Origin of the sequence: Streptomyces sp. NPDC013455 (assembly GCF_040632975.1) — a bacterium.
Lineage (GTDB): Bacteria > Actinomycetota > Actinomycetes > Streptomycetales > Streptomycetaceae > Streptomyces.
The window spans coordinates 43,260-63,163 of sequence record NZ_JBEYCX010000006.1 but is presented as its reverse complement, the minus strand read 5'-3'; the positions used below and the strand labels follow the sequence as shown (position 1 = coordinate 63,163).

Sequence of the window (19,904 nt, the reverse complement as noted above, 5' to 3'; positions counted from 1 at the left end):
CACGTCGACGCAAAGGTTCCCACCATGGCCGCCACGCCCCACCCGCACTCGCCCACCACCGAGGCACCGGTCCTGCTCCTCATAGGCAGTGGTGACCGCCGCTACCGGGAGTACATCGTGGCGGCCGTCTCGCGCCACTTCCGCCTGTGGCTCCTCGACGCCTACGAGCCGAGCTGGCAACTTCCTTACGTGGAGGGGGCTTCGCTCCTCGACACCAAGGACCTCGACGCACTCCTCGCCGAGGCGAAGGAGGTCATGCGACAGCTGCCCGTCGCGGGGGTCTTCACCTACGACGAGTCCCTCGTGCACGCCGCCGCCCGCCTCGCCGAAGCCCTCGGCCTGCCCGGAAGCGCGCCCGACGCGGTGCTCTCCTGCCGGGACAAGGCGATCACCCGGGCACGGCTGACGGCCGCCGATGTGCCGCAGCCGGCCTGCACCCCGGTCTCCACGGCGGCCGAGGCGCGCCGTGCGGCCGACGCGACCGGCTATCCCGTGGTGGTCAAGGCCCGTGGACTGGCCGGCAGCCTCGGTGTCGTCCGGGCCGACCACGGCGACGCCGTCGAGGCGGCCTTCGAGGCGGCCAGCTCCGCCACCTGGCCCGGAGTGCCCCGTTACGAGGCCGACGTCCTGGTCGAGGAGTACCTCACCGGGCCCGAGATCAGCATCGACGCGGTCGTCGTCGACGGCGTGTGCACCCCGATGATCGTGGCGCGCAAGCAGACCGGCATGGACCCGTACTTCGAAGAGACCGGCCACACCGTCGACGCCGCCGACCCCCTCCTCCAGGACGCCGAACTCCTGGACCAACTGAGCCGCATCCACAAGGCGCTCGGCTTCGAACACGGCGCCACGCACACCGAGTTCAAACTCACCCCCGAGGGACCGCGCCTCGTCGAGATCAACGCGCGCCTCGGCGGCGACTTCATCCCCCTCATCGGGATGCTCGCCACCGGCACCGACCCGGCGGTCGCGGCCGCCCACGTTGCGGCGGGGATCACCCCCGACACCGCGCCGAAGGCGCAGAGGACCGCAGCCATCAGGTTCCTCTACCCGGAGGCCGACTGCGAGGCGGTCGAGGTGACCGTCCGCACCGACCTCTTCGGGCCCACGGTGCACAGCGCGGTCGCGACGGCCGGTCCCGGCACCCGGCTGGCACTCCCGCCCCGGGCGTACATGAACCGCTACGGCTACGTCATCGCCGTCGGCGAGGACCCCGAGCAGGTGACCGCCGACCTGAAGGCAGCGCCCACCCTGGTCGAACTGCGGTCGCGCCCCCTGACCGACTGACCGGTTCCACCCTTCAGGCACCCAAGGAGCCGCCGCCCGTGAGCAAGCCCTCCGACCAGCCGTCACTGCGCTGGGACGACAACGCGATCGTCACCCTCGACCAGCGCGCGCTGCCCCACGAGAGGCGGCTTCTACGCCTGGACACCGTGGACGACGTCATCACCGCCATCACGACACTCGCCATACGGGGCGCCCCCTCCATCGGACTCGCGGGCGCCCTGGGCGTCGCGCTCTCGGCGTACGCCCACTGCTCGCCGGGCACCACCGGCGGCGGGCAGCAGGCCGTGCGCGCCGACGCCCGGCGACTCGCCGCCGCCCGCCCGACGGCCGTCAACCTGGCATGGGCGGTCGACCGGGCTCTCGGGAGGCTCGCCGACGGCCCGGACGCGGTCCTGGCCGAGGCCACCGCCATGATCGATGAGGACCGGGTGGTCAACCGGCGGATGGTCGCCCACGCGGTCCAGGCCGTACTGGACCGCTGCCCGCAGCGGTCCCTGCGACTCCTGACCCACTGCAACACCGGCCGACTGGCGACGGCGGCCGTGGGCACCGCCCTCGGCACGATCCTCGCCCTCGCCGACGCCGGAAAGGTCACCGAGGTCCTCGTCGACGAGACCCGGCCACTCCTGCAGGGCGCCCGGCTGACGGCCTGGGAACTGGCCGAGGCCGGCGTGCCGCACCGCTTGTGCGTCGACAGCGCGGCCGCCGCGGCCATGCACCAGGGGCTCGTCGACTGCGTTCTCGTCGGAGCCGACCGGATCACCGCGCGCGGGGACGTGGCCAACAAGATCGGCACCTACGGCCTGGCGATCGCCGCCGCCCACCACGGCATCCCCTTCATCGTCGTCGCCCCCGAGTCGTCATGGGACAGATCGCTCGTCGACGGCCGGGACATCGTCATCGAGGAACGTGCCGCGGACGAGGTGACCTCCTACGGCGAGGTCCGCACCGCGCCACGCGGTACACGCGCGTACAACCCCGCCTTCGACGTCACCCCGGCTTCCCTGATCACCGCGATCGTCTCCGAGCACGGTGTCCACCACGCATCCGAGGTAAGAGCATGAGCTACGCGCCGTCCACCGCCGCCGGCAAGCAGACCGCCCAGCAGCTGGCCGGCATCTCCCGCACCCTGTACGAGCGCGGATGGATGCCGGGCACGTCCGGCAACATCTCCATGCGGCTGCCCGACGATCCCGGCCGGGCGCTGATCACGGCGAGCGGCCGGGACAAAGGCGAACTGACCGCCCGGGACGTGGTGGAGGTCGACGCCCTCACCGGCCGGGTGTCCCATCCCGGCCAGGACCGCCCCTCGGCCGAGACCTCCATCCACGCGGCGGTCTACCGCGTCACCGGAGCGCGCGCCGTCATCCATGTCCACTCCCCGTACGCCACCGTCGTCGCCCACCGTGCCGCCGCCCTGGACGCCGTCTCCTCGGTTCGAGTGGAGCGCTTCGAGCTGCTCAAGGGACTGGGGCTGAAGGACCCGGCCTCCACAGACCTGCCGGTGTTCCCCAACTGGCCCCAGGTCGACCGGATCGCAGACGACGTCGCCGCCCATCTCGCGGCCGACCGGGAAGGGCCGCCCGGCCTGCTCCTGGCCGATCACGGCATCACGACGTGGGGCGACTCGCTGGGCCAGGCGAAGAACCGGCTCGAATGCCTCGAGTCGCTCTGCCAGCTGCTCGTGCTCTCCCAGTCCGAGCTGCACGTCTCCCGTGCCTGAAGAACCCGACGACAGGACCACACCATGACCTTGCTGCAGATCATGCCGGACGACGCACCGGACACCGTGCTGCTCCGCACGCGGGACGAGGAGACCATCGCGCAAGCCCTGCGCGAGAGGTCGGTCTCCTTCACCCGCTGGCCGCTGCGGGCACAGGTGACGCCGCGGACGTCCTCCGAGGAACTGCTCGACGCCTACCGGGCCGAGGTCGACGAACTGTGCGCCGGCCAAGGGCTGCGCCTCGTCGATGTCGCCCGTCTGCACCCCGAGGAGGGAGCGGAGTGGCAGGAGCGGGCGGCCAAGGCCCGGTCGACCTTCCTCGACGAGCACCGGCATGCCGAGGACGAGGTCCGGTTCTTCGCCCAGGGCACCGGCTGCTTCTACCTGCACCTGGACGACCGCGTGTACGCCGTGGTGTGCGAGGCCGGTGACCTGCTGTCCGTCCCGGCCGGCACCCGGCACTGGTTCGACATGGGGCCCCTACCGGACTTCTGCGCCATCCGGTTCTTCGAGAAGGAGGACGGCTGGGTGGGCGACTTCACCCAGGAGCCCATCGCCGAAGGCTTCCCCCGCCTCGACGCGCTGCTGCGGGAAGGCTGATGCCGGGCACCCGACAGGCCCGAGTCCCCGAGAACGGGCTGCGGGCCGTCGTCCTCGACATCGAGGGAACCACCGGCTCCCTCAGCCACGTACGTGACGTCCTCTTCCCCTACGCGCGTGAGCGGTTCGCCCCCTGGCTCGCCGCACATCGCGGCACCGCACCCTGGCGGCGGATCCTCGACGCGGTCGCCGCCCACACCGGGGCAGCCCACGACGAGACGAGTGCTCTGGCGCTCCTGGAGCAATGGGCCGACGCGGATGTGAAGGCGGCGCCGCTGAAGACGCTGCAGGGACTGATCTGGGCCGGCGGCTACGCGGCGGGCGAGTTGTACGGTCACGTGTACCCGGACGTGCCGCCCGCACTGGAGCACTGGAAGACGCAGGGCACAGGCCGCTTCATCTACTCCTCCGGCTCCGTGGCCGCCCAGCGGGACTGGTTCGGCCACACCGCCCACGGCGACCTGCGCCCGCTGCTCGACGGTTACTTCGACCTGACGACAGCCGGCCCCAAGGCGGAGGCCGGCTCCTACCGTGCGATCGCGGCGGCCCTGGGGCACGCACCCGCCGACCTGCTGTTCGTCAGCGACGTCGGTGCCGAGCTCGACGCCGCGGCCGAGGCCGGCTGGCAAACGGTTGCCGTGCGCCGCCCCGGCGACGAACGCGTGGCAGTGACCGGTCACGAGGTCATCGCCTCTCTGACCCCGCTCGTTTCCCGACCCGGCCCGCGTGTACCGGCGGCACCGGTCGACACGCACACGCAGGCGGCCCGAGACGATGAGTGATCCGTCCCCAACGGCGCCGGAGGCCGACATCGCGGTCATCGGCGGCACCGGCTTCTGCGAACTGGCACACTGCGCTCGCTGGGGGTGAGGCAGGTCCTCGCGCCCAGCGCCGTCGGCTCGCTGCGCGGTTCCCTCGGCCCCGGAAGCGTCGTCATCCCCGATCGGCTCGCCGACCGGACCGCCGGCCGCGTCCAGACGTACTACGAGCACGGCGCCACCCATGTGTCGTCCGCGCGACCCGTACTGCGCGTCGGGCCGCGCGGCCGTGCTCAAGACCGCGGGGGAGGCGGGCGTCGACGTCCACGACGGGGGAGTGACGGTAGCCGAGGGGTGATGTCCACGCGCGGGGAGGTGGTCTTGCGTGCTCCTTGTCCCGGTGCGCTCCCGCAGACGGTAGGCCCGGTGCTCGTCAGCGGGTACGGCGACGCTCCTGCGGCGTCGGGGGTCGCCGCAGGAGCGTGGGTGGGGGGTGAGGAGGAGTACCGGGTCAGAGCAGGGGCAGCGTGACGAGGCCGATACCCACGCTGCCGAGCAGGCCCACGCCGAGGTAGAAGGCGAACACCTTCGTCTTGACGACGCTCTTGACGGCCACCATGGCCGGAATCGTCGTGATGGCACCGCCGAGGAGGAAGGTGACGCCCGCCGCCGCGACCATGCCCTGGTCCAGGAGACCCTCGACGACGGGGATGGCGCCGACGCCGTTGAGGTAGAGCGGGACGCTGATGAGCCCGGCGATCGGGACGGAGAGGATGCCGTCCGTGCCGAGGATGCCCGAGACGACATCGGTGGGTACGTAGCGGACGATCAGGGCCTCGAGGACGATGGCCAAGAGCAGCCACTTGCCCAGGATCAGGGAGTCGCTGACGATCTCCTTGAGAATCGCGCCGGCGCGGAGGTTCTTGATGTCGCGCCGCACGAGTACGCGCCACGGGGTGCCGTCGTCGTCCGCGCCGTTCTGCGCGGCGGTGGAGCAGCCACCGGCCGCGGGCTCGGCCGCCAGGGTGGAACCACCGCAGCCCCCCGCAGAGCTGCCGCCGCTACCGCCTCCGACGGTCACGGTCACGGTCTCGGGCACGGTCGCCTTCGCGGTCGAGCAGGCCGGCTCGGGTACGGCCACCGTCTCCCGCGAACAACTCTTCGCGGGTGCCTTCTCCTCCGCGGAGTCCAGCAGCGGATCGGCGAACCGGCCGCGCCGCTCCAGTGCCAGGACGATGAGACCCGCGCCGAAGCTCAGTACCAGGGCACCGACGAGGCGGGCGGTGGCGATGGGGAGTCCGAGCTGGGCGGCGGAGAGCGCGAAGATCTCCGGGTCCATGGACGGGGAGGCGATCCAGAACGACATCACCGCCGAGAGCGGGACGCCGGCTATCAGGAAGCGGCGGATCAGCGGGATCACGGTGAAGGAGCAGAAGGGGCTGAACGCTCCGATGGCCGTGACGATGGCGATGCCGAGGACGCCCCTGCGCCCCTGGGCGAAGCTGCGGCGCGCGACCACGTCGATCGACAGACGCTGCACGGCGATGCCCAGGACGATGGCGAACAGGAACCACGGGAGATAGTGCAGCACCTCGAACACGATGAACAGGCCAAGGGCCCGCAATTCGTCCACAGGTGAACCTCTCTGAGACGGTGACACATGAGGGGAGCGGCGCCGTGAAGCGACGAACAGGAGACGTGGCGAGCCGCGCAGGGAAGCGTGAGCGGCATCCCCCTCTATCGAATATCGATGATAGACGATCAAAGGGAACGGAGACAATGGGGATCAGGGGACTCGCGTCGCGCTGAAGGGAACCGTCGTGCATCTTCGGTGGCGGTCGCCTGAAAACGTGGCTTCTTCGCAGGTCGTACTGGTGTGGAGGTCCTCTGTGCGGCGTCTGCGCGGCCACTCGTGCCGGCGGTTTCGTTCACACGTGGGGCGTCGACGGGTCTGTGCGGACCCATCCTGTACGGGATGAACCTTGCCGTCGTGGGTGGTCATCGAATAACATCGATGGATCATGAGCGGTACGATGAATGCCCAGCTGATCGACCGAACCACGGCCGAGTCCTACGCGACCTGGTTCAAGGCCCTCTCCGATCCCACCCGTGTGCAGATTCTCAACCTCCTCGCCCTGGCGACCGGGCCGATGAGTGTCGGAGAGATCGTGGACCGGATGGGCGTCGGACAGTCGACGGTGTCCCACCACCTGAAGCTGCTCGCCGACGTGCGGTTCGTCCTGCGCGAGCGCCAGGGGACCTCGATGCTCTACTCCATCAACGTCGCCTGCGTGGCCTGCTTCCCCAGCGCTGCCGACGCCGTCATGGGCCGCCCCGCGGCCTCGGCGTGAGGACCGGCCCCTTGACCAAGCCGACCCCGCACATATCCGGCGCGACCGCTACCGCCTGCTGCCCGCCCATCGTGACCGCCGCGCTGTCCGAAGGGGACGCCGAGATCATGGCGGCGATGTTCAAGGCGCTGTCCGACCCCGTCCGGCTCCGCCTCCTGTCCAGAGTGGCATCGCACCCCAGCGGCGAGGCATGCGTCTGCGACATAGCCGACGTGGGCGTCTCCCAGCCCACGGTCTCCCACCATCTGAAGAAGCTCCGGGAAGCGGGCCTGCTCACTTCCGAGCGGCGCGGCACCTGGGTGTACTACCGTCCCGCGCCCGGCGTCCTGGCTTCGCTGGGCGCGTTTCTCGCCGGCACCGAGAAGGCCGGCAGGGAAGACCTCTCTCCGGCGGCCCGCGCCTCCTGACGTTCGGCGCCGCCGTTCCCGAACGCGGGGCGGCAGCACCGATTCTGCCGTGATCCGACTCGACGCCACGTCCCCGTGCACCGGTGTGCACGTACACGGAGTGCTCGACGGCACCGGCGTACGCGCACCGATCGGAGACCCTCGTGACGGCCCCCCACCCCGGCACCCGGCCGGTCTCGTCGGCGTGGCCGGCCGTCAGGCCGAGGCGGCCTTGGTGAGGAGGGCTCCCATGGCCGCGAGAACGGTGGGCTCGACGCGGTAGTACACCCAGGTACCACGCCGCTCCGAGGAGAGCAGCCCGGCCTCCTTCAGCTTCTTCAGGTGGTGGGAGACCGTGGGCTGGGAGACACCGACATCGGAGATGTCGCAGACGCATGCCTCGCCGCCTTCGTGCGAGGCGACGGAGGAGAAGAGCCGCAGCCGGACCGGATCGCCCAGCGCCTTGAACATCACAGCGGTCCGCTCGGCCTCCCCGGCGGTCAGTGGCCGCTCGTCCAGAGGCGGGCAGCAGGGCACTATCCCGGGCTCCAGCACCGGCGGCATCTCACCGTTCGACATCCATCTATGTTGACACATGTCGAACCAGCCGCCCAAGGCTCCGCCGGGCGGACCGGCCGCTGCGGCGTGTGGCGCCACAACCCGAATCGGCGGTCGCGCGCACCCCGTTCTTCTCCATCGGCAAGCACCCGAAGTCATTGATTCGACGAATGTCTATGTTGACCGATGTCGAATCAAGTGCCATGCTGAAGGCGCAAGAGATCGACAAGCGTCGAATCAAAAGGGGAAGCGCCGTGAACGTCACCGCCACCGACCAACTGCCCGTCGTGGTCGTCGGAGCCGGGCCCACCGGTCTGGCAGCTGCCGCGCACCTCGTCGGCCGGGGCCTGGAGCCCTTGGTTCTGGAGGCCGGCACCCGGGCGGGAACCGCGGTTCGGGAGTGGTCCCACGTGCGGCTCTTCTCCCGCTGGGGCGAGGTCGTCGACCCGGTCGCCGAGAAGCTCCTGGTCCAGGCCGGCTGGGTGAAGCCCGATGCGGACACCTACCCGACCGGCGGAGACTGGGCGGCCGCCTACCTTCAGCCACTCGCACACGTCCTCGGCGACCGGGTCCGGCTCGATGCCCGGGTCACCGGCGTCTCCCGCACCGGACGCGACCGCGTCGCCGACGCCGACCGCGGACAGCAGCCCTTCACCGTGCACATCCGCTACGGCGACGGACGCGAGGAGCGCGTCCTCGCCCGGGCCGTGATCGACGCCTCCGGTACGTGGTCCACTCCGGGTCCGGCAGGCGGCGACGGACTCCCGGCCCTCGGCGAGCGCGCGGCGGCGGAGCGGATCTCCTACCGGGTTCCCGACTTCAGGGACCCCGCCGTGCGCGCCCGTTACGCAGGCAGGCGCACCGCTGTCATCGGCTCCGGAGCCTCCGCCTTCACCGCGCTCGCCTCGCTCGCCGCCCTCGCGAAGTCCCGGGACGGTGCGGACACCCGGGCGACATGGATCCTGCGGCGCGGCATCTCGGGCAACACCTTCGGCGGGGGCAGCGCCGACCAGCTCCCCGCCCGTGGAGCCCTCGGCCTCGCGGCGAAGGCCGCGGTCGACGAGGGGTACGCGGACGCCGTCACCGGCTTCCGCACGGACGCGATCGAGCGCGACGGCGAGCGCCTGGTCCTGGTCTCCGAGGACGGTCGTCGGCTCGACCCCGTCGACGAGCTCATCGTCCTGACCGGCTTCCGCCCCGACCTGACTTTCCTCGACGAACTGCGTCTGGGTCTCGACGAACGGCTCCAGGCCCCCGTCGGGCTGGCCCCGCTGATCGACCCGAACCAGCACTCCTGCGGCACGGTGTACCCGCACGGAGTGAAGGAGCTGGCGCACCCGGAGGAGGGCGTGTACCTGGTGGGGATGAAGTCCTACGGCCGCGCTCCGTCCTTCCTCACCCTCACCGGCTACGAGCAGGTCCGGTCGGTCGTCGCGGCCATCGCCGGTGACCGTGAGTCCGCCGAGCGCGTCGAGCTCGTACTCCCCGAGACCGGGGTCTGCGGCGGCGCCGGCCTCTTCGATCAGCCCGCCGACACCACGCCCGACGGCGGCTGCTGCGCGACCGGCGCCGGCACGGTCGCCACCACCGACAGGGATGCGAGTGAAGCGGTCGCCGTCGGCGGATGCTGCTGACCTCTCGATGACCGACCTTCACACCCGCAAAGCCGCGGCCGGAGCAGGGGGCCGGTCGCGGCCTCGCGCTGTCCTGCCTGCGCTCTGTGCCACCCAGATCACCAGTTGGGGCATCGTCTACTACGCCTTCCCGGTCCTGAACCCGCAGATCACCGCCGACAGCGGTTGGTCCGCCGGCGCCACGACGGCGGCGTTCTCGTCCGCCCTGGTCGTCTCTGGCCTCGCCGGAATCCGGGTCGGCCGCATCGTCGACCGTCGCGGCCCCCGCACGGTCATGACGACAGGCTCCGTGGCCGGGGTCCTGAGTCTGGTGATCGTGGCCCTGGCGCCGAACCTGCCGGTGTTCTTCGCCGGCTGGCTGCTGGGTGGGTTCGCCATGGCTGCCACCTTCTATCAGCCCGCGTTCGCCGCGCTCACCCGCTGGTGGGCTCCTGACCACGTCCGCGCCCTCACGATCGTCACCCTCGCCGGCGGCCTCGCCTCGACCGTCTTCGCCCCCCTCACCGCCGCCCTGGCCGACCGACTGTCGTGGCGCGAGACCTATCTGGTGCTGGTGGCGATCCTCGCCGCCGTCACGATCCCGGCCCACGCGATCGCCCTCAGAGCACCCTGGCCCCCGGCGGAACCCTCCCTGGTCGGTACGGACGCGAGCCCCGGCACCGTAGCCCGAAGCCGACCGTTCCTCCTGCTCGCGATCGCGCTCACGCTCTCGGCCTTCGCGATGAACGCCGTCGTCGTCACCCTCGTCCCCCTCCTGCTCGAACGCGGCTACACCACAGCCCAAGCGGCCTGGACTCTCGGCCTCGGCGGCGCAGGCCAGACTCTCGGCCGCACCCTTTACGCGCCGCTGGCCCGCCATACCGGCGCGACGGTCCGCACCACAACCCTCATCGCGCTCGGCGCCCTGACCACAGCGGCTTTCGCCGTCACGCCGGGCCCGTACGGCCTGGTGGTCGCGGTGTCCATCGCGGCCGGCGTGGTCCGCGGCAACCTCACCCTCCTCCAGGCGACCGCGATCACCGACCGCTGGGGCACACGGCACTACGGTCGGCTCTCCGCGATCCTCAGTGCCCCGGCCATGACGGCCTCGGCTCTCGCGCCCTTCGCGGCAGCGACCCTCGCATTGCTTCTGGGAGGCCACCCGGAGTTGTTCGGAGTGCTCGCCGGTCTCGGGGCGGCGTCCGCTCTGGTGGCCACGGCGACATCCGTACGCGGCAAGAGCCAGGCAGCGGGTGCCGGCGGAGGCCGGCCGTCGGGTCGGATCAGTCCGATGCGGCGGTCCACGGCCAGGCGGCCTCGCGGCCGGCCTCGATCAGGCCGACCATCCGGAACGCGGCGTCCGTGAGGCCGCCGAAGGTGTGCCGGTGGGGGCCCGTCGGTCCGTGGGCGGGCTGATACCCCGCCAGGTTCCACGTGTATACCGGGATGTCGGCCGGGACCGGCTCGGCCGGCCCGCCGGGGCCGGCGGGGGCGGCCTGCTCGTCGGTGACGATCAGGACCCGGTCGTGTTCCCCGTAATGGGTCCGCACCGCCTTGGTGGTGTGGGTGCCCCCGAGGGCGTGGAACCGTTTCAGCACGTCGAGCACGGGCTCATCCGGCCGGAACGGCACCTCCGCGCTGCGCCAGCCGAACTCCACCAGGTCCGCCCGCTCGGCACGCATGGCCAGCGCGGTGCCGAAGACGGCCGCCGCGTCCGCCCGGGTCAACTCGGACCGTTCGGAGACGGTGTCCCAGAACATGGAGTCGGACCGGTCCACCAGGATCAGGGTCCGGCCGGGCAGGGCCGGTACGTTGGTCAGAGAGTGGCCCAGCGCCTGTTCCAGCGCGGCCGCCCAGCGCTGCGACGGCGCGTGCTGGTGGGCGGCGAGATAGCGGAAGGGGAACTGCCGGGACCGGGCGACCTCGGAGGCGTCCGCGAGCCGTGCGGCGACCCGGGCCGCCACGTCGTCCGAGACCCCCGCCTCGTCGAAGTTCCGCAGGTTCCGCAGGAGCGCCATGGGCGCCATCGTGGGAATCACGGCTTCCCAGACGGCGGCGTCCATCGGCCCGTGGAGCCAGCCCGCCAGGGCCTCCCACGTCATGCCCGCCGCGGCCAGCCGCTCGGCGCCGCCCGGCCCGGTCACCAGCGCCCGCCGCTCGTCCGCGGCGGTCGCCAGCAGCGTCCGGTGGGCCGTCAGCATGGGGTCGGAGTCCGGCGGAACAGCCCGCTCCGGGTGGTGGCGGCGGTCCAGGGCGTACCGGAAGAGCGCGCCCTGCCAGGGCTTGTCCGGGTCGGGGGAGGCGTGCACCAGGTTGAGCACGTCACCGAAGCGGAAGGGCTTGGAGGCGGTGTCGTACTTGAGCAGGGAGCGGGACGTGTACAGCCGGCGTACGCCGTCGGCGATGCCCCGCTTCACGGGCTGCGGCACGTTCCGCCCGTACGCCGAGATCCAGTGGGCGAGCAGTTCGCCGGGCTCGTCGGCGCGCTGGAGCACCGAGTCGATCACGGCCCGGTTGGACGGGCCTCCGCTCGCCCCGGTCCGGAGCCGGGCCCTCACATAGGCGGCGGCCCCCACCAGGGACGCCGTGCGCATGTTGCCCTCACCGCGCAGCCAGCGCAGCAGGCCGGCCGTCCACTCCGGGTCCTCGACGGCGAGTCGGCCGACGAGGCGGACGTACCGGTCGTCCCGCTCCTCACCGGTCTCGTAGAAGGTCCGTTGGGAGACGAAGTTACCGACCGCGAGGAGGAAGAGCTCCTCGCGGGGCTCCCGGGTGAATGCCGGACCGCCTTCATGGGTGCGGGAGCCGGGCCGGGCGGGCCGGTGCGGGTGCCGTTGCGGGGGCTGGGAGCGGGCGGCCGCCGCGACGTGCGGGGCCACGAGCATCTCGGACCACGTCTTGGAGACGCGTGGGGCGTGACGAGGCAGCGAATCCTCCTGGATCGACGGGCAGGACGGCCCCGGGCGCAAGGCCGACGAGGGGGAAGACGGCCGCGCCTGCCGAGATCAGAAGGGGCGGCGGCGTCACTTGGCTGTCAGAAGGAAGTAGCCGCAGCCGAGCGCATCGGAAGGCGCGGTCGCGTCGCCAAGGTACAGGGGCCCCGGGGCGTGCACCACCGATTAACGGGTCGGCGGGCCTCCACCTCGTCGGGCGGGCTTGGGGGAACCCGTGCAGTTGAACGGTGACCAGGTCCAGCCGGGCGAGCCGGTCAGGCGACCGGCGGCGGGGCGGTTCACGGACGCGGGGGGAGGGGGGAGCCGAGGGCGCCGGTGAGGCCGTCTTTCCCGGACCGTGAGGCGGTCTTTCCCGGCCCGTGCGGCGGTTTTCCACGGCCCGGGGGGAGGGGCACTTTCCCGGCCCGTGAGGGGAGGGGGCGACGATGAGAACGGGGGCTCCGCCCGTGCGCGCGGAGCCCCCGGAGGGAGCACGGGTGCCCGGTACGGGCGCGGGGTCAGCCCGTGTACGTGTGCAGCGTCAGGCCGTACCGGCCGAGGATCTCGTTGATCGGCTGGAACCAGGTCTCGCCGCCGCTGGAGCAGTTGCCCCAGCCGCCCGAGGTGACGCCCTGCGCCTGGTCCCCGGTGATGAAGGAGCCCCCGGAGTCACCGGGTTCGGCGCACACGCTCGTCTTCGTCAGCTGGTGCACGGCGCCCTGGCTGTAGTTGACGGTCTCGTTCGTCGCCAGGACCGTCCCGCAGTGCCAGTGCGTCGTCGATCCCGAGCGGCAGACGGAGGAGCCGACGGGCGCCACGGCCGAGCCGCGCACGAGCTGGTCGGGCACCGTGCCCCAGCCCAGCACCACCGGCACGGTCCACCATCCGCTGCCCACGCTGACCCAGGCGTAGTCGTTGTCGGGGAAGGAGGAGCCCTGGAAGGTGCCGATGTAGGAGCCGTCCCAGCCGCTGACCCCGGCACCGGGCCGGCCGCAGTGCCCGGCGGTCACGAAGCCGCCGTACACCGAGAAGCCTATGGAGCAGCGGACGTTGCCGGTGTAGTAGGGGTCGCCGCCGACGGTTCCCGCGGCGAAGGTCCGCGGTGCGGCGGAGACCGTCCTGACCGTGACGGGACCCGTCTCGCGGGCCCGGGACACGAAGTTGCGGACATCGTTGTCAGCGCGGTCGCCGCGTACGACGTCGACGACCACCGTGTTGGCCACCGGGTCGACGTGCCAGCCGCTCACCCCGGACGGGGCGGACAGCCGGTCCAGGCGCGCCTTGACGGCGTCCAGCCGGCGGGCCGTGTGCTCGGCGGACCGGACCTCGGCCCCGGCCGCCCTGATGGCGCGGCGTGTGTCCGCCGAGGCGTCCGCGGTGAGCGCCACCGTCAGGCGCCCCGGCCCGGCGTCGAACCAGGAGCCCGCGTAGGCCTCGCCGGCCGTCCGGCGCACCTTCGGGGCGAGGGCTGCGGCGGTCCGCTCGGCCGCGATCCGTGCCTCGGCCTGCCGCCGCGTGAGCCCGAGATCGCGCTGCATGGCGCTCACGAGTCCGTCGGAGGCGGGCCGGGAGGAGGCGGCGGAGCTGGATGCGGCGGAGCTGGATGCGACGGACCCGATGGACGAGGGGGACGGCGCCGAGCCGGCCGCCGCCGCGGGGATCGTCCCCGCCGCGCTCAGCCCGCCGAGGGACAGGAGTGCCGCCAGTGCGACATGCGTGAGTCGTCTGCGTCTCAAGGGAATTGCCCTTCGTCGTTCCAGGGGTGGGGATGGAACAGCCGATGTCTGAGAGCGCTCTCATGCGTGGCGGGGGAGAGCCTAGCCCGCTTGTGCCGTCAGGTCCATGCCAATTCGGAAAGTCGCACGGCACACGGGGGGGGCGTGGGTCACTGTGCCAACTCGCCCGAGCGGCCGCCTCGTTGACGAATGCCGGTCACGTATCCGCCCGCCTCACAGGCGGGCGGATACGTGACCGGCATCGGCTCTTCGCTCGGGAGACTTCGACGGACATCCTCGCCGGGGGGCGTCGACGGCCGCCCTCACGGGCGTCGAGGGGTCCCGTCGTGGCGACGGCCGGCGGACCGGGTGTGCGCGCGGCGGGTCAGCCCGCGGAAAGGATGTCCTCCAACAGCTCGTCCACCGGGAGGCGTTCCTGGCCCGGCGGCACGATGTGGTGGGTCTCGCGCAGGAACGCGGCGATCGCGGGCGCCCAGGCGAACACCACCGCGTGGTGCCGGCTGCCGTCCGGCCGGGCGTCCCCGAGGAACTCCATCCGCAGCTCCTGCCAGACACCGGTGTCGGCCGGCCGCATCCGCACGTCACCGACGCCCACCGGTCCCGCCAGGCCGGCCGAGAGCATCTCCCGGTCCAGCCGCCAGCAGGCCAGCACCCGGCCGTCGTGGGCGAAGGCGGCGGTGACGGCGAACGGGTCGTCGGCGTGGTAGCTCAGGTGGGCCAGCACCGGGCACCGGCCGGTGCCGTGCGCGAGGAGCTGCACAACCAGCGTCTTGTGCACGAAGGAGTTCACGCGGGGACCTCCGGAGACGATCGTCGTAGAGCCCTCTAGTACCCCCGCAGCGCTGAGAATGCTCACCCGTGCGGCTGATTACCGCGGTCCCCGCTCGGCCGCGGGCCGCGCTCACGGGCGGCCCGTCCCGCCGAGCGGGGCGCGTGCGCGTGCCGTGGCGGCCCCGGCCTCCGGAGGCGCCCGCGCAGGGCGTCAGTCGAACGCCTCCCGCAGCGCCGGCAGCAGGGTCTTCGCCGACCAGTCCAGGTACTCCGGTTGCGTGTCACCGCCGATCTGCACCAGGGCGATCTCGTCGAAACCCGCCTCCGCGTAGGGCCGTACGGCCTCGACGAAGGCGTCGGGGTCGTCGCCGCACGGGATCGCGGAGGCGACGTCGTCCTCGTCCACGAACTGGGTCGCGGCCTCGAAGGAGTCGGGGTGCGGCAGCTCGGCGTTCACCTTCCAGCCCAGGCCGAACCAGCGGAACTGCGAGTGGGCGCGCTTGACGGCCGTGTCCCGGTCGGGGTCGTAGCACACCGGCAGCTGACCGACCCGGGGCTTGCCGCTGCCGCCGTGCCGGTCGAAGGCGTCCAGCAGGCCCGCCTTGGGCTCGGTCGCGACGACCAGGTCGGCGAGGCGCCCGGCGAGCTTGCAGGACTGTTCTCCGGAGACGGCGATGCCGATCGGCGGCGCCTGTTCGGGCAGGTCCCACAGCCGGGCCGACTCCACGTCGTAGTGCTGTCCGTGATGCGTGACATGGCCGCCCTCGAACAGCGCCCGGATGATCTCCACCGCCTCCTCGAGCATCTCGTGGCGTACGTCGACCGGGGGCCAGCCACCGCCCACGACGTGTTCGTTGAGGTTCTCGCCGGCGCCCAGTCCGAGCCGGAACCTGCCCTCGGACAGCAGCTGGACGGTGGCCGCCTTCTGCGCCACGATCGCCGGGTGATAGCGCAGGATCGGGCAGGTGACGTAGGTCATCAGGGGGATCCGCGAGGTGGCCTGGGCGGCGGCGCCCAGCACGCTCCACGCGTAGGGGGCGTGCCCTTGGGAGCGCAGCCACGGGAAGTAGTGGTCGGAGATCACCGAGAAGTCGAAACCGACCTCCTCGGCCTTCACCACGTGGTCCACCAGGTCCCGCGGACCGGTCTGCTCGGTCATCATCGTGTATCCGATTTGCACCATACGAGGCGAGTCCCCGGCTCGGCGGCCGGAAAACGGCCGACCGGACAGGTCAGTCCGCGGGCGCGCGGAACGTCCGCAGGATCGTGGTCAGCGCCAGCCGGCTGGCCTCGTCCTCCCAGGTCCCGGCCGAAGTGGTGAAGCGCAGCGAGAAGCCCCGCCGGCCTCCCAGCAGGAATCCCCGCCCGAAGGTGTGCACGCGCGTGCTGCCCGATCCCGAGAGCCATTCCAGGTCGGCGGCCTCGCGGCCCTGGTAGGTGGTGGCCCGGATGGCGCCGACGCGCCGGTAGCCGGGCAGTCCGGCGAGCCCTGGCTCGACGTCGTCCCGCCAGACGGCGACCGGGTCCGGGCCGACGCGTTCGCTGTAGGTGACGGCGAGGGTGGGGGAGGCGTCGTCCCGGCCGAAGGTGACGCGGTAGGCCAGGTCGCCGGCCCGGGAGGTGGCCAGCCGCTTCCAGCCGTCGGGCAGCGCCACCGAGAAGCCCTCGGGGGCGGTGTACCGGCGGTAGCCGGCCGGCAGGGCGGGCCTGGCCGGGGCGGCGGGGGAGGCGGGGGCGGTGGTCGGCGCGGCGGAGGACGTGGCGGTGGGTGTGCCGGTGGGGGCGGCCGTGGGTGTGATCGCACCGCCGGTGCGTCCGCCGGTGGGGGTGGCCGGGGCGGCGGCCCGGGGCGGGGCGCCGGCCGGGGCCGTGTCCCGCAGCGCGTACGTGCCGGCCAGCACCGCGGCGGCCACGGCGGCCACGGCGAGCGCGCCGCCGGCGGCCAGGGCCCGTCCGCTCCGCCCCGGCCCGGCGCGGCGCACCCCCGTGTACGCGGCGCGCAGCCGGGGCCGGGGCACGGGCTCCCGGTCCGCGTCGGCGTCCTCGCTCAGCGCCCGGGTCAGGCAGGCGCGGACCACCGGCCGGGTCGGCCGTTCCCGCGCGTCCTTGCGCAGCAGTCCCCGTACGGCCCGGGTGAGCGGGCCCGCGCGCAGCGGGGTGCGCAACGGCAGCCGGTCCACCGCCTGCAACGTGGCGTCGGGCCGGCCGCGGTCCCGGAACGGCGGCCGGCCCTCGACCATCGTGTAGAGCAGCGCGCCCAGCGCCCACAGGTCGGCGGCCGGGCCGATGCGCTCGTCGCGGGCCTGCTCCGGTGAGGCGTACGACGGTGCGGTCAGCCGGGGCACGAGCGTCGCCCCCGCCAGCCCGAACCCGGTGACGACGACCGGGCCGTCGTCCCGCACGAAGACCTGCCCGGGGCTCAGCTCGCCGTGTGTGATGCCCTCGTCGTGGGCGGCCTGGAGCACGTCCAGCAGCTCCAGGCCGGTCCGGGCCGCCCGCGCCGGTGGGAACGAGCCCTCCCGGGCGAGGAGTTCAACGAGGGGCGTGCCGTCGATCCACTCGGTGACCGTCCACAACGTGCCGGCCTCCACGACGGCGTCCACGACCGCGGCGACCTGTCCGGGACGCAGCAGCCGCATGGTCTCCGAGGTGCGCATGACCCGGGCGGCGACGCGGCGCGCGGTGTCCTCCTCGGCGGGCTCCGGCAGGTCGGTCCGCGCCACCAGACGGGGCTGTCCGGCCGGCACGTCCTCGGCGTACCACCACACGTGGTTCGTCTCGCGGGCGAGGACCTCCAGCAGCCGGTACCGCCCGGCGACCAACTCGTGCCCGGAGGCATGCGCCTTGACCATGGTCATCCCTTGCCGAGAACCCCTGTTCCGTCTCCCAGAGGTACGCGACGGGCGCCGGGGCGCGTTCAACGGCACCGGCGCGCGTTCGGGGAAATCTCGCCCCGAAGCCGTGCGCCGCCTTTCATTCGATTGGTCGCATGGGCCGCCGGTTCGGGACGCCCGCGCCCGGCTGCCGCCCAGCCTGTGAGTTACCGACGGTGATGCGAGGGTCGGTCCGGGCGCCGCCGCACCGGCTACAGCTCCCGGCCCACCAGGAACTCCAGCAGCTCGGCGAGTTCCCCGGCGGCCCCGGCGGCCAGGGGTGCGGAGGCGAGGAGCGCCCGGGCGGACGCCGTGTGGGAGCGGGCCTCCGCCAGCGCCGCCGTACGGCCACCCGCCGCCTCGATCAGCGCGGCGGCCTCCTGGGCGCGTTCCGGTGAGCCGAGCAGTGCGGGCAACCGCCGTGCCGCCGGTGAGCCGAGCGCGGCCAGCACCGGGAAGGTCTTCTTCCGCTCCCGCAGGTCACCGCCCACGGGTTTGCCGGTGACGGCCGGGTCGCCCCAGATGCCGAGCACGTCGTCGACCAGCTGGAAGGCGACCCCGAGGTGCCGCCCGGCCCGGTCCAGCACGCCGGCCGTGTCCGGGGACGCCCCGCCGAGCGTGGCGCCCAGCGCGGCGGCGCAGCCCAGCAGCGCACCGGTCTTCCCCTCCGCCATCGCCGTGTACTCGCCCACGGTCACCCGTTCCGGCCCGGTCCAGGGGCGGGTGGCGAACAGCAGGTCGTCGGCCTGCCCGCGCACCAGATCGGTGAGGGCCGCCGAGAGCAGCCGCACCGCCCCGGGGCCCCCGGGGGCGGCGGCGAGGGTGTCCACCGCCAGCGCGAAGAGGGCGTCGCCGGCCAGGACGGCCGGACCGGTGCCGTACGCCTGCCACACCGCGGGCCGGCGGCGCCGGGTCGCGTCGCCGTCCATGATGTCGTCGTGCAGCAGAGAGAAGGCGTGCACCAGCTCCACCGCGACCGCCGCGGGGACGCCGGCCCGGCCGTCGGCACCGGCCGCCTCGGCGCCGAGGACGGCCAGTGCCTGCCGTACGCCCTTGCCGCCGGGCGCGGTGGCGGGCGCCCCGCCGACCTCGCACCAGCCGAAGGAGTAGGCGGCCATCTCCGCCACCCAGGGGTGCAGCCGCTGCACCGCTGCCCGCAGCGCGGGCCGCGTCAGCTCGCGGCACCGGGTGAGGACCGGCGGGGCCGACCCGCGTACCGGCGAGGTGAGCGCGGTCACCGTACGGCCTCCGCGTCCAGGGTGAACTCCCGCTGGGCGCGGGCCACCATCTCCCGGGCGTGCCGCAGCCCGCTGCGCTCCAGCGTCCGTGCCAGGTCGGCCAGTTCGGCGGCCGTCTCGGCGTGGTCGCGGCCGAGCCGGGCGAGGGACTTGGCGAGGCCCAGCCGGGACAAAGCCTCGCCGCGCGGTTCGCTCATCGTGCGGAACTCCGTCAGCGCCAGCTCGTACCGGTCCCGGGCCTCGGCGTAACGGCCCGCCCGGTACAGCACGTTGCCCTGCATCTTGTGGTTGTAGGCGAGCGCGCTGGAGAGGTTCATCTCCCGGCAGGTGGCCTCCGCCTCGGCCAGCAGCTCCAGGGCGCGCGCGGTGTCGCCGTCGCGCACGGAGAGGACGTCGGCGAGCCCGCGCAGCGCCCAGGCGTGGCCGCGCCGGTCGTCGGCCCGGCCGGATATGTCCGCTGCCTCCGCGAAGAGGGCGTACGCCTTGTCGTGGTCACCGGTGTTGCGGTGCATCTGGGCGATGCCCTCCAGCGCCCACACCGTGTGCCGGGCCTCCCCGCGCCGGCGGGCCTCGGCCAGCAGTTGTTCGTGCAGCCGGCCGACCGCCTCATAGTCGCCCTGGATCCGGCCCGTCTCCGCGAGGCCGGCCAGCGAGTAGCCGCGGACCACGACGTCCCCGCCGCGTTCGCCGAGTTCGGCCGCGAGCCCCAGCAGCCGCCAGGCCAGCGGGAACGCCCCGCGCTGCCGGGCCAGGGTGCCGCCGCTCCACAGTGCCCAGGCCATCGCGGCGGTGTCGCCGGCCTCCCGGGCGGCTCGGTAGCTCGCCTTCCAGGCCCGGTCGGCGTCCCGTACCTGGCCGAGGCGACGGTGTGCCTCGGCGACGGCGAGCCCGCAGCGGGCCGCCTCGCCGGGGTGCCCGGCCCGCTCGGCCTCGTGCAGCCGCTCGGTGGCCTCGGCCAGCACGTCGGTCAGCGAGGAGTTCACGGACAGGGTGGTCAGGGCGCCCTGGTACTCCGGGGCGAAAGCCTTGCCGTACATGCGTACCCTTCTATACACGGAGCGTATACATATCGTGTAT

18 protein-coding genes and 1 pseudogene are annotated in these 19,904 nt (G+C 73.0%); 9 read left to right on the top strand and 10 right to left on the bottom strand.

The genetic code is table 11. The features are described from left to right. Positions 1-24: 24 nt before the first annotated feature. From ABZ576_RS12415 to mtnC, 5 genes are read left to right on the top strand one after another with little or no spacing between them, the layout of a single operon-like run. Entirely contained in the window at positions 25-1,287 is a 1,263-nt protein-coding gene (locus ABZ576_RS12415; protein WP_360739259.1) for an ATP-grasp domain-containing protein, read from the top strand. A 38-nt stretch (positions 1,288-1,325) separates the two neighbouring features. Then, positions 1,326-2,351, top strand: coding sequence for an S-methyl-5-thioribose-1-phosphate isomerase (gene mtnA, locus ABZ576_RS12410; RefSeq protein ID WP_360739258.1), 1,026 nt, complete (start codon positions 1,326-1,328; stop codon positions 2,349-2,351). Next, positions 2,348-3,010 (top strand): methylthioribulose 1-phosphate dehydratase, encoded by a 663-nt coding sequence (gene mtnB, locus ABZ576_RS12405; RefSeq protein ID WP_360739256.1) that lies wholly within the window; start codon positions 2,348-2,350, stop codon positions 3,008-3,010. Before mtnA ends, mtnB begins: the two co-directional genes overlap by 4 nt. A gap of 24 nt (positions 3,011-3,034) precedes the next feature. Continuing rightward, complete coding sequence (locus ABZ576_RS12400; protein ID WP_360739254.1) at positions 3,035-3,610, top strand: cupin; 576 nt, start codon at positions 3,035-3,037, stop codon at positions 3,608-3,610. Continuing rightward, the gene (gene mtnC / locus ABZ576_RS12395; protein WP_360739252.1) at positions 3,610-4,392 is read left to right on the top strand and encodes an acireductone synthase; all 783 of its coding nucleotides are present in this window, start codon (positions 3,610-3,612) and stop codon (positions 4,390-4,392) included. Before ABZ576_RS12400 ends, mtnC begins: the two co-directional genes overlap by 1 nt. A 487-nt stretch (positions 4,393-4,879) precedes the next feature. Here mtnC and ABZ576_RS12390 read toward each other — a convergent pair whose 3' ends face one another. Beyond that, positions 4,880-6,001 carry a permease gene (locus ABZ576_RS12390; protein WP_360739250.1) on the bottom strand — a complete coding sequence of 374 codons (1,122 nt, stop codon included), beginning with the start codon at positions 5,999-6,001 and terminating at the stop codon, positions 4,880-4,882. 388 nt (positions 6,002-6,389) lie between these two features. On the opposite strand from ABZ576_RS12390, the gene ABZ576_RS12385 reads away from it, so the two are divergent. Both ABZ576_RS12385 and ABZ576_RS12380 read left to right on the top strand, forming a co-directional pair. Beyond that, positions 6,390-6,719: a metalloregulator ArsR/SmtB family transcription factor gene (locus tag ABZ576_RS12385; RefSeq protein WP_229832930.1), complete on the top strand. Its 330-nt coding sequence runs from the start codon at positions 6,390-6,392 to the stop codon at positions 6,717-6,719. A gap of 68 nt (positions 6,720-6,787) precedes the next feature. Next, positions 6,788-7,126, top strand: a complete 339-nt coding sequence (locus tag ABZ576_RS12380; RefSeq protein WP_360739579.1) for a metalloregulator ArsR/SmtB family transcription factor — start codon at positions 6,788-6,790, stop codon at positions 7,124-7,126. A 55-nt stretch (positions 7,127-7,181) separates the two neighbouring features. On the opposite strand, the pseudogene ABZ576_RS12375 reads toward ABZ576_RS12380, so the two are convergent. Continuing rightward, positions 7,182-7,298 (bottom strand): annotated as a pseudogene (locus tag ABZ576_RS12375) (N-acetyltransferase); the annotation flags it as partial. Between the two features lie 23 nt (positions 7,299-7,321). Beyond that, positions 7,322-7,684 (bottom strand): metalloregulator ArsR/SmtB family transcription factor, encoded by a 363-nt coding sequence (locus ABZ576_RS12370; protein ID WP_360739248.1) that lies wholly within the window; start codon positions 7,682-7,684, stop codon positions 7,322-7,324. A gap of 233 nt (positions 7,685-7,917) precedes the next feature. Between ABZ576_RS12370 and ABZ576_RS12365 the strand changes: the two genes are divergently transcribed. Both ABZ576_RS12365 and ABZ576_RS12360 read left to right on the top strand, forming a co-directional pair. Further along, positions 7,918-9,297: an NAD(P)-binding domain-containing protein gene (locus ABZ576_RS12365; protein ID WP_360739246.1), complete on the top strand. Its 1,380-nt coding sequence runs from the start codon at positions 7,918-7,920 to the stop codon at positions 9,295-9,297. A 7-nt stretch (positions 9,298-9,304) separates the two neighbouring features. After that, positions 9,305-10,642 (top strand): MFS transporter, encoded by a 1,338-nt coding sequence (locus ABZ576_RS12360; RefSeq protein ID WP_360739578.1) that lies wholly within the window; start codon positions 9,305-9,307, stop codon positions 10,640-10,642. Here ABZ576_RS12360 and ABZ576_RS12355 read toward each other — a convergent pair. The 7 genes from ABZ576_RS12355 to ABZ576_RS12325 all read right to left on the bottom strand — a co-directional run bounded on the left by ABZ576_RS12355 (position 10,560) and on the right by ABZ576_RS12325 (position 19,864). Further along, positions 10,560-12,161: a TROVE domain-containing protein gene (locus tag ABZ576_RS12355; protein WP_360739244.1), complete on the bottom strand. Its 1,602-nt coding sequence runs from the start codon at positions 12,159-12,161 to the stop codon at positions 10,560-10,562. The genes ABZ576_RS12360 and ABZ576_RS12355 overlap by 83 nt on opposite strands. 566 nt (positions 12,162-12,727) lie before the next feature. Further along, entirely contained in the window at positions 12,728-13,945 is a 1,218-nt protein-coding gene (locus ABZ576_RS12350) for a S1 family peptidase (protein WP_360739242.1), read from the bottom strand. A 364-nt stretch (positions 13,946-14,309) separates the two neighbouring features. Then, positions 14,310-14,735, bottom strand: coding sequence for an SsgA family sporulation/cell division regulator (locus tag ABZ576_RS12345; RefSeq protein ID WP_360739240.1), 426 nt, complete (start codon positions 14,733-14,735; stop codon positions 14,310-14,312). Between the two features lie 192 nt (positions 14,736-14,927). After that, positions 14,928-15,899 (bottom strand): LLM class F420-dependent oxidoreductase, encoded by a 972-nt coding sequence (locus tag ABZ576_RS12340; protein WP_360739238.1) that lies wholly within the window; start codon positions 15,897-15,899, stop codon positions 14,928-14,930. 49 nt (positions 15,900-15,948) lie between these two features. After that, on the bottom strand, positions 15,949-17,574 hold the full coding sequence (locus tag ABZ576_RS12335; protein ID WP_360739236.1) for a serine/threonine-protein kinase: 1,626 nt from the start codon (positions 17,572-17,574) through the stop codon (positions 15,949-15,951). Positions 17,575-17,801: 227 nt separating this feature from the next. After that, on the bottom strand, positions 17,802-18,827 hold the full coding sequence (locus tag ABZ576_RS12330; RefSeq protein ID WP_360739234.1) for a polyprenyl synthetase family protein: 1,026 nt from the start codon (positions 18,825-18,827) through the stop codon (positions 17,802-17,804). After that, positions 18,824-19,864 carry a tetratricopeptide repeat protein gene (locus ABZ576_RS12325; RefSeq protein ID WP_360739232.1) on the bottom strand — a complete coding sequence of 347 codons (1,041 nt, stop codon included), beginning with the start codon at positions 19,862-19,864 and terminating at the stop codon, positions 18,824-18,826. Before ABZ576_RS12325 ends, ABZ576_RS12330 begins: the two co-directional genes overlap by 4 nt. Positions 19,865-19,904: the final 40 nt, after the last annotated feature.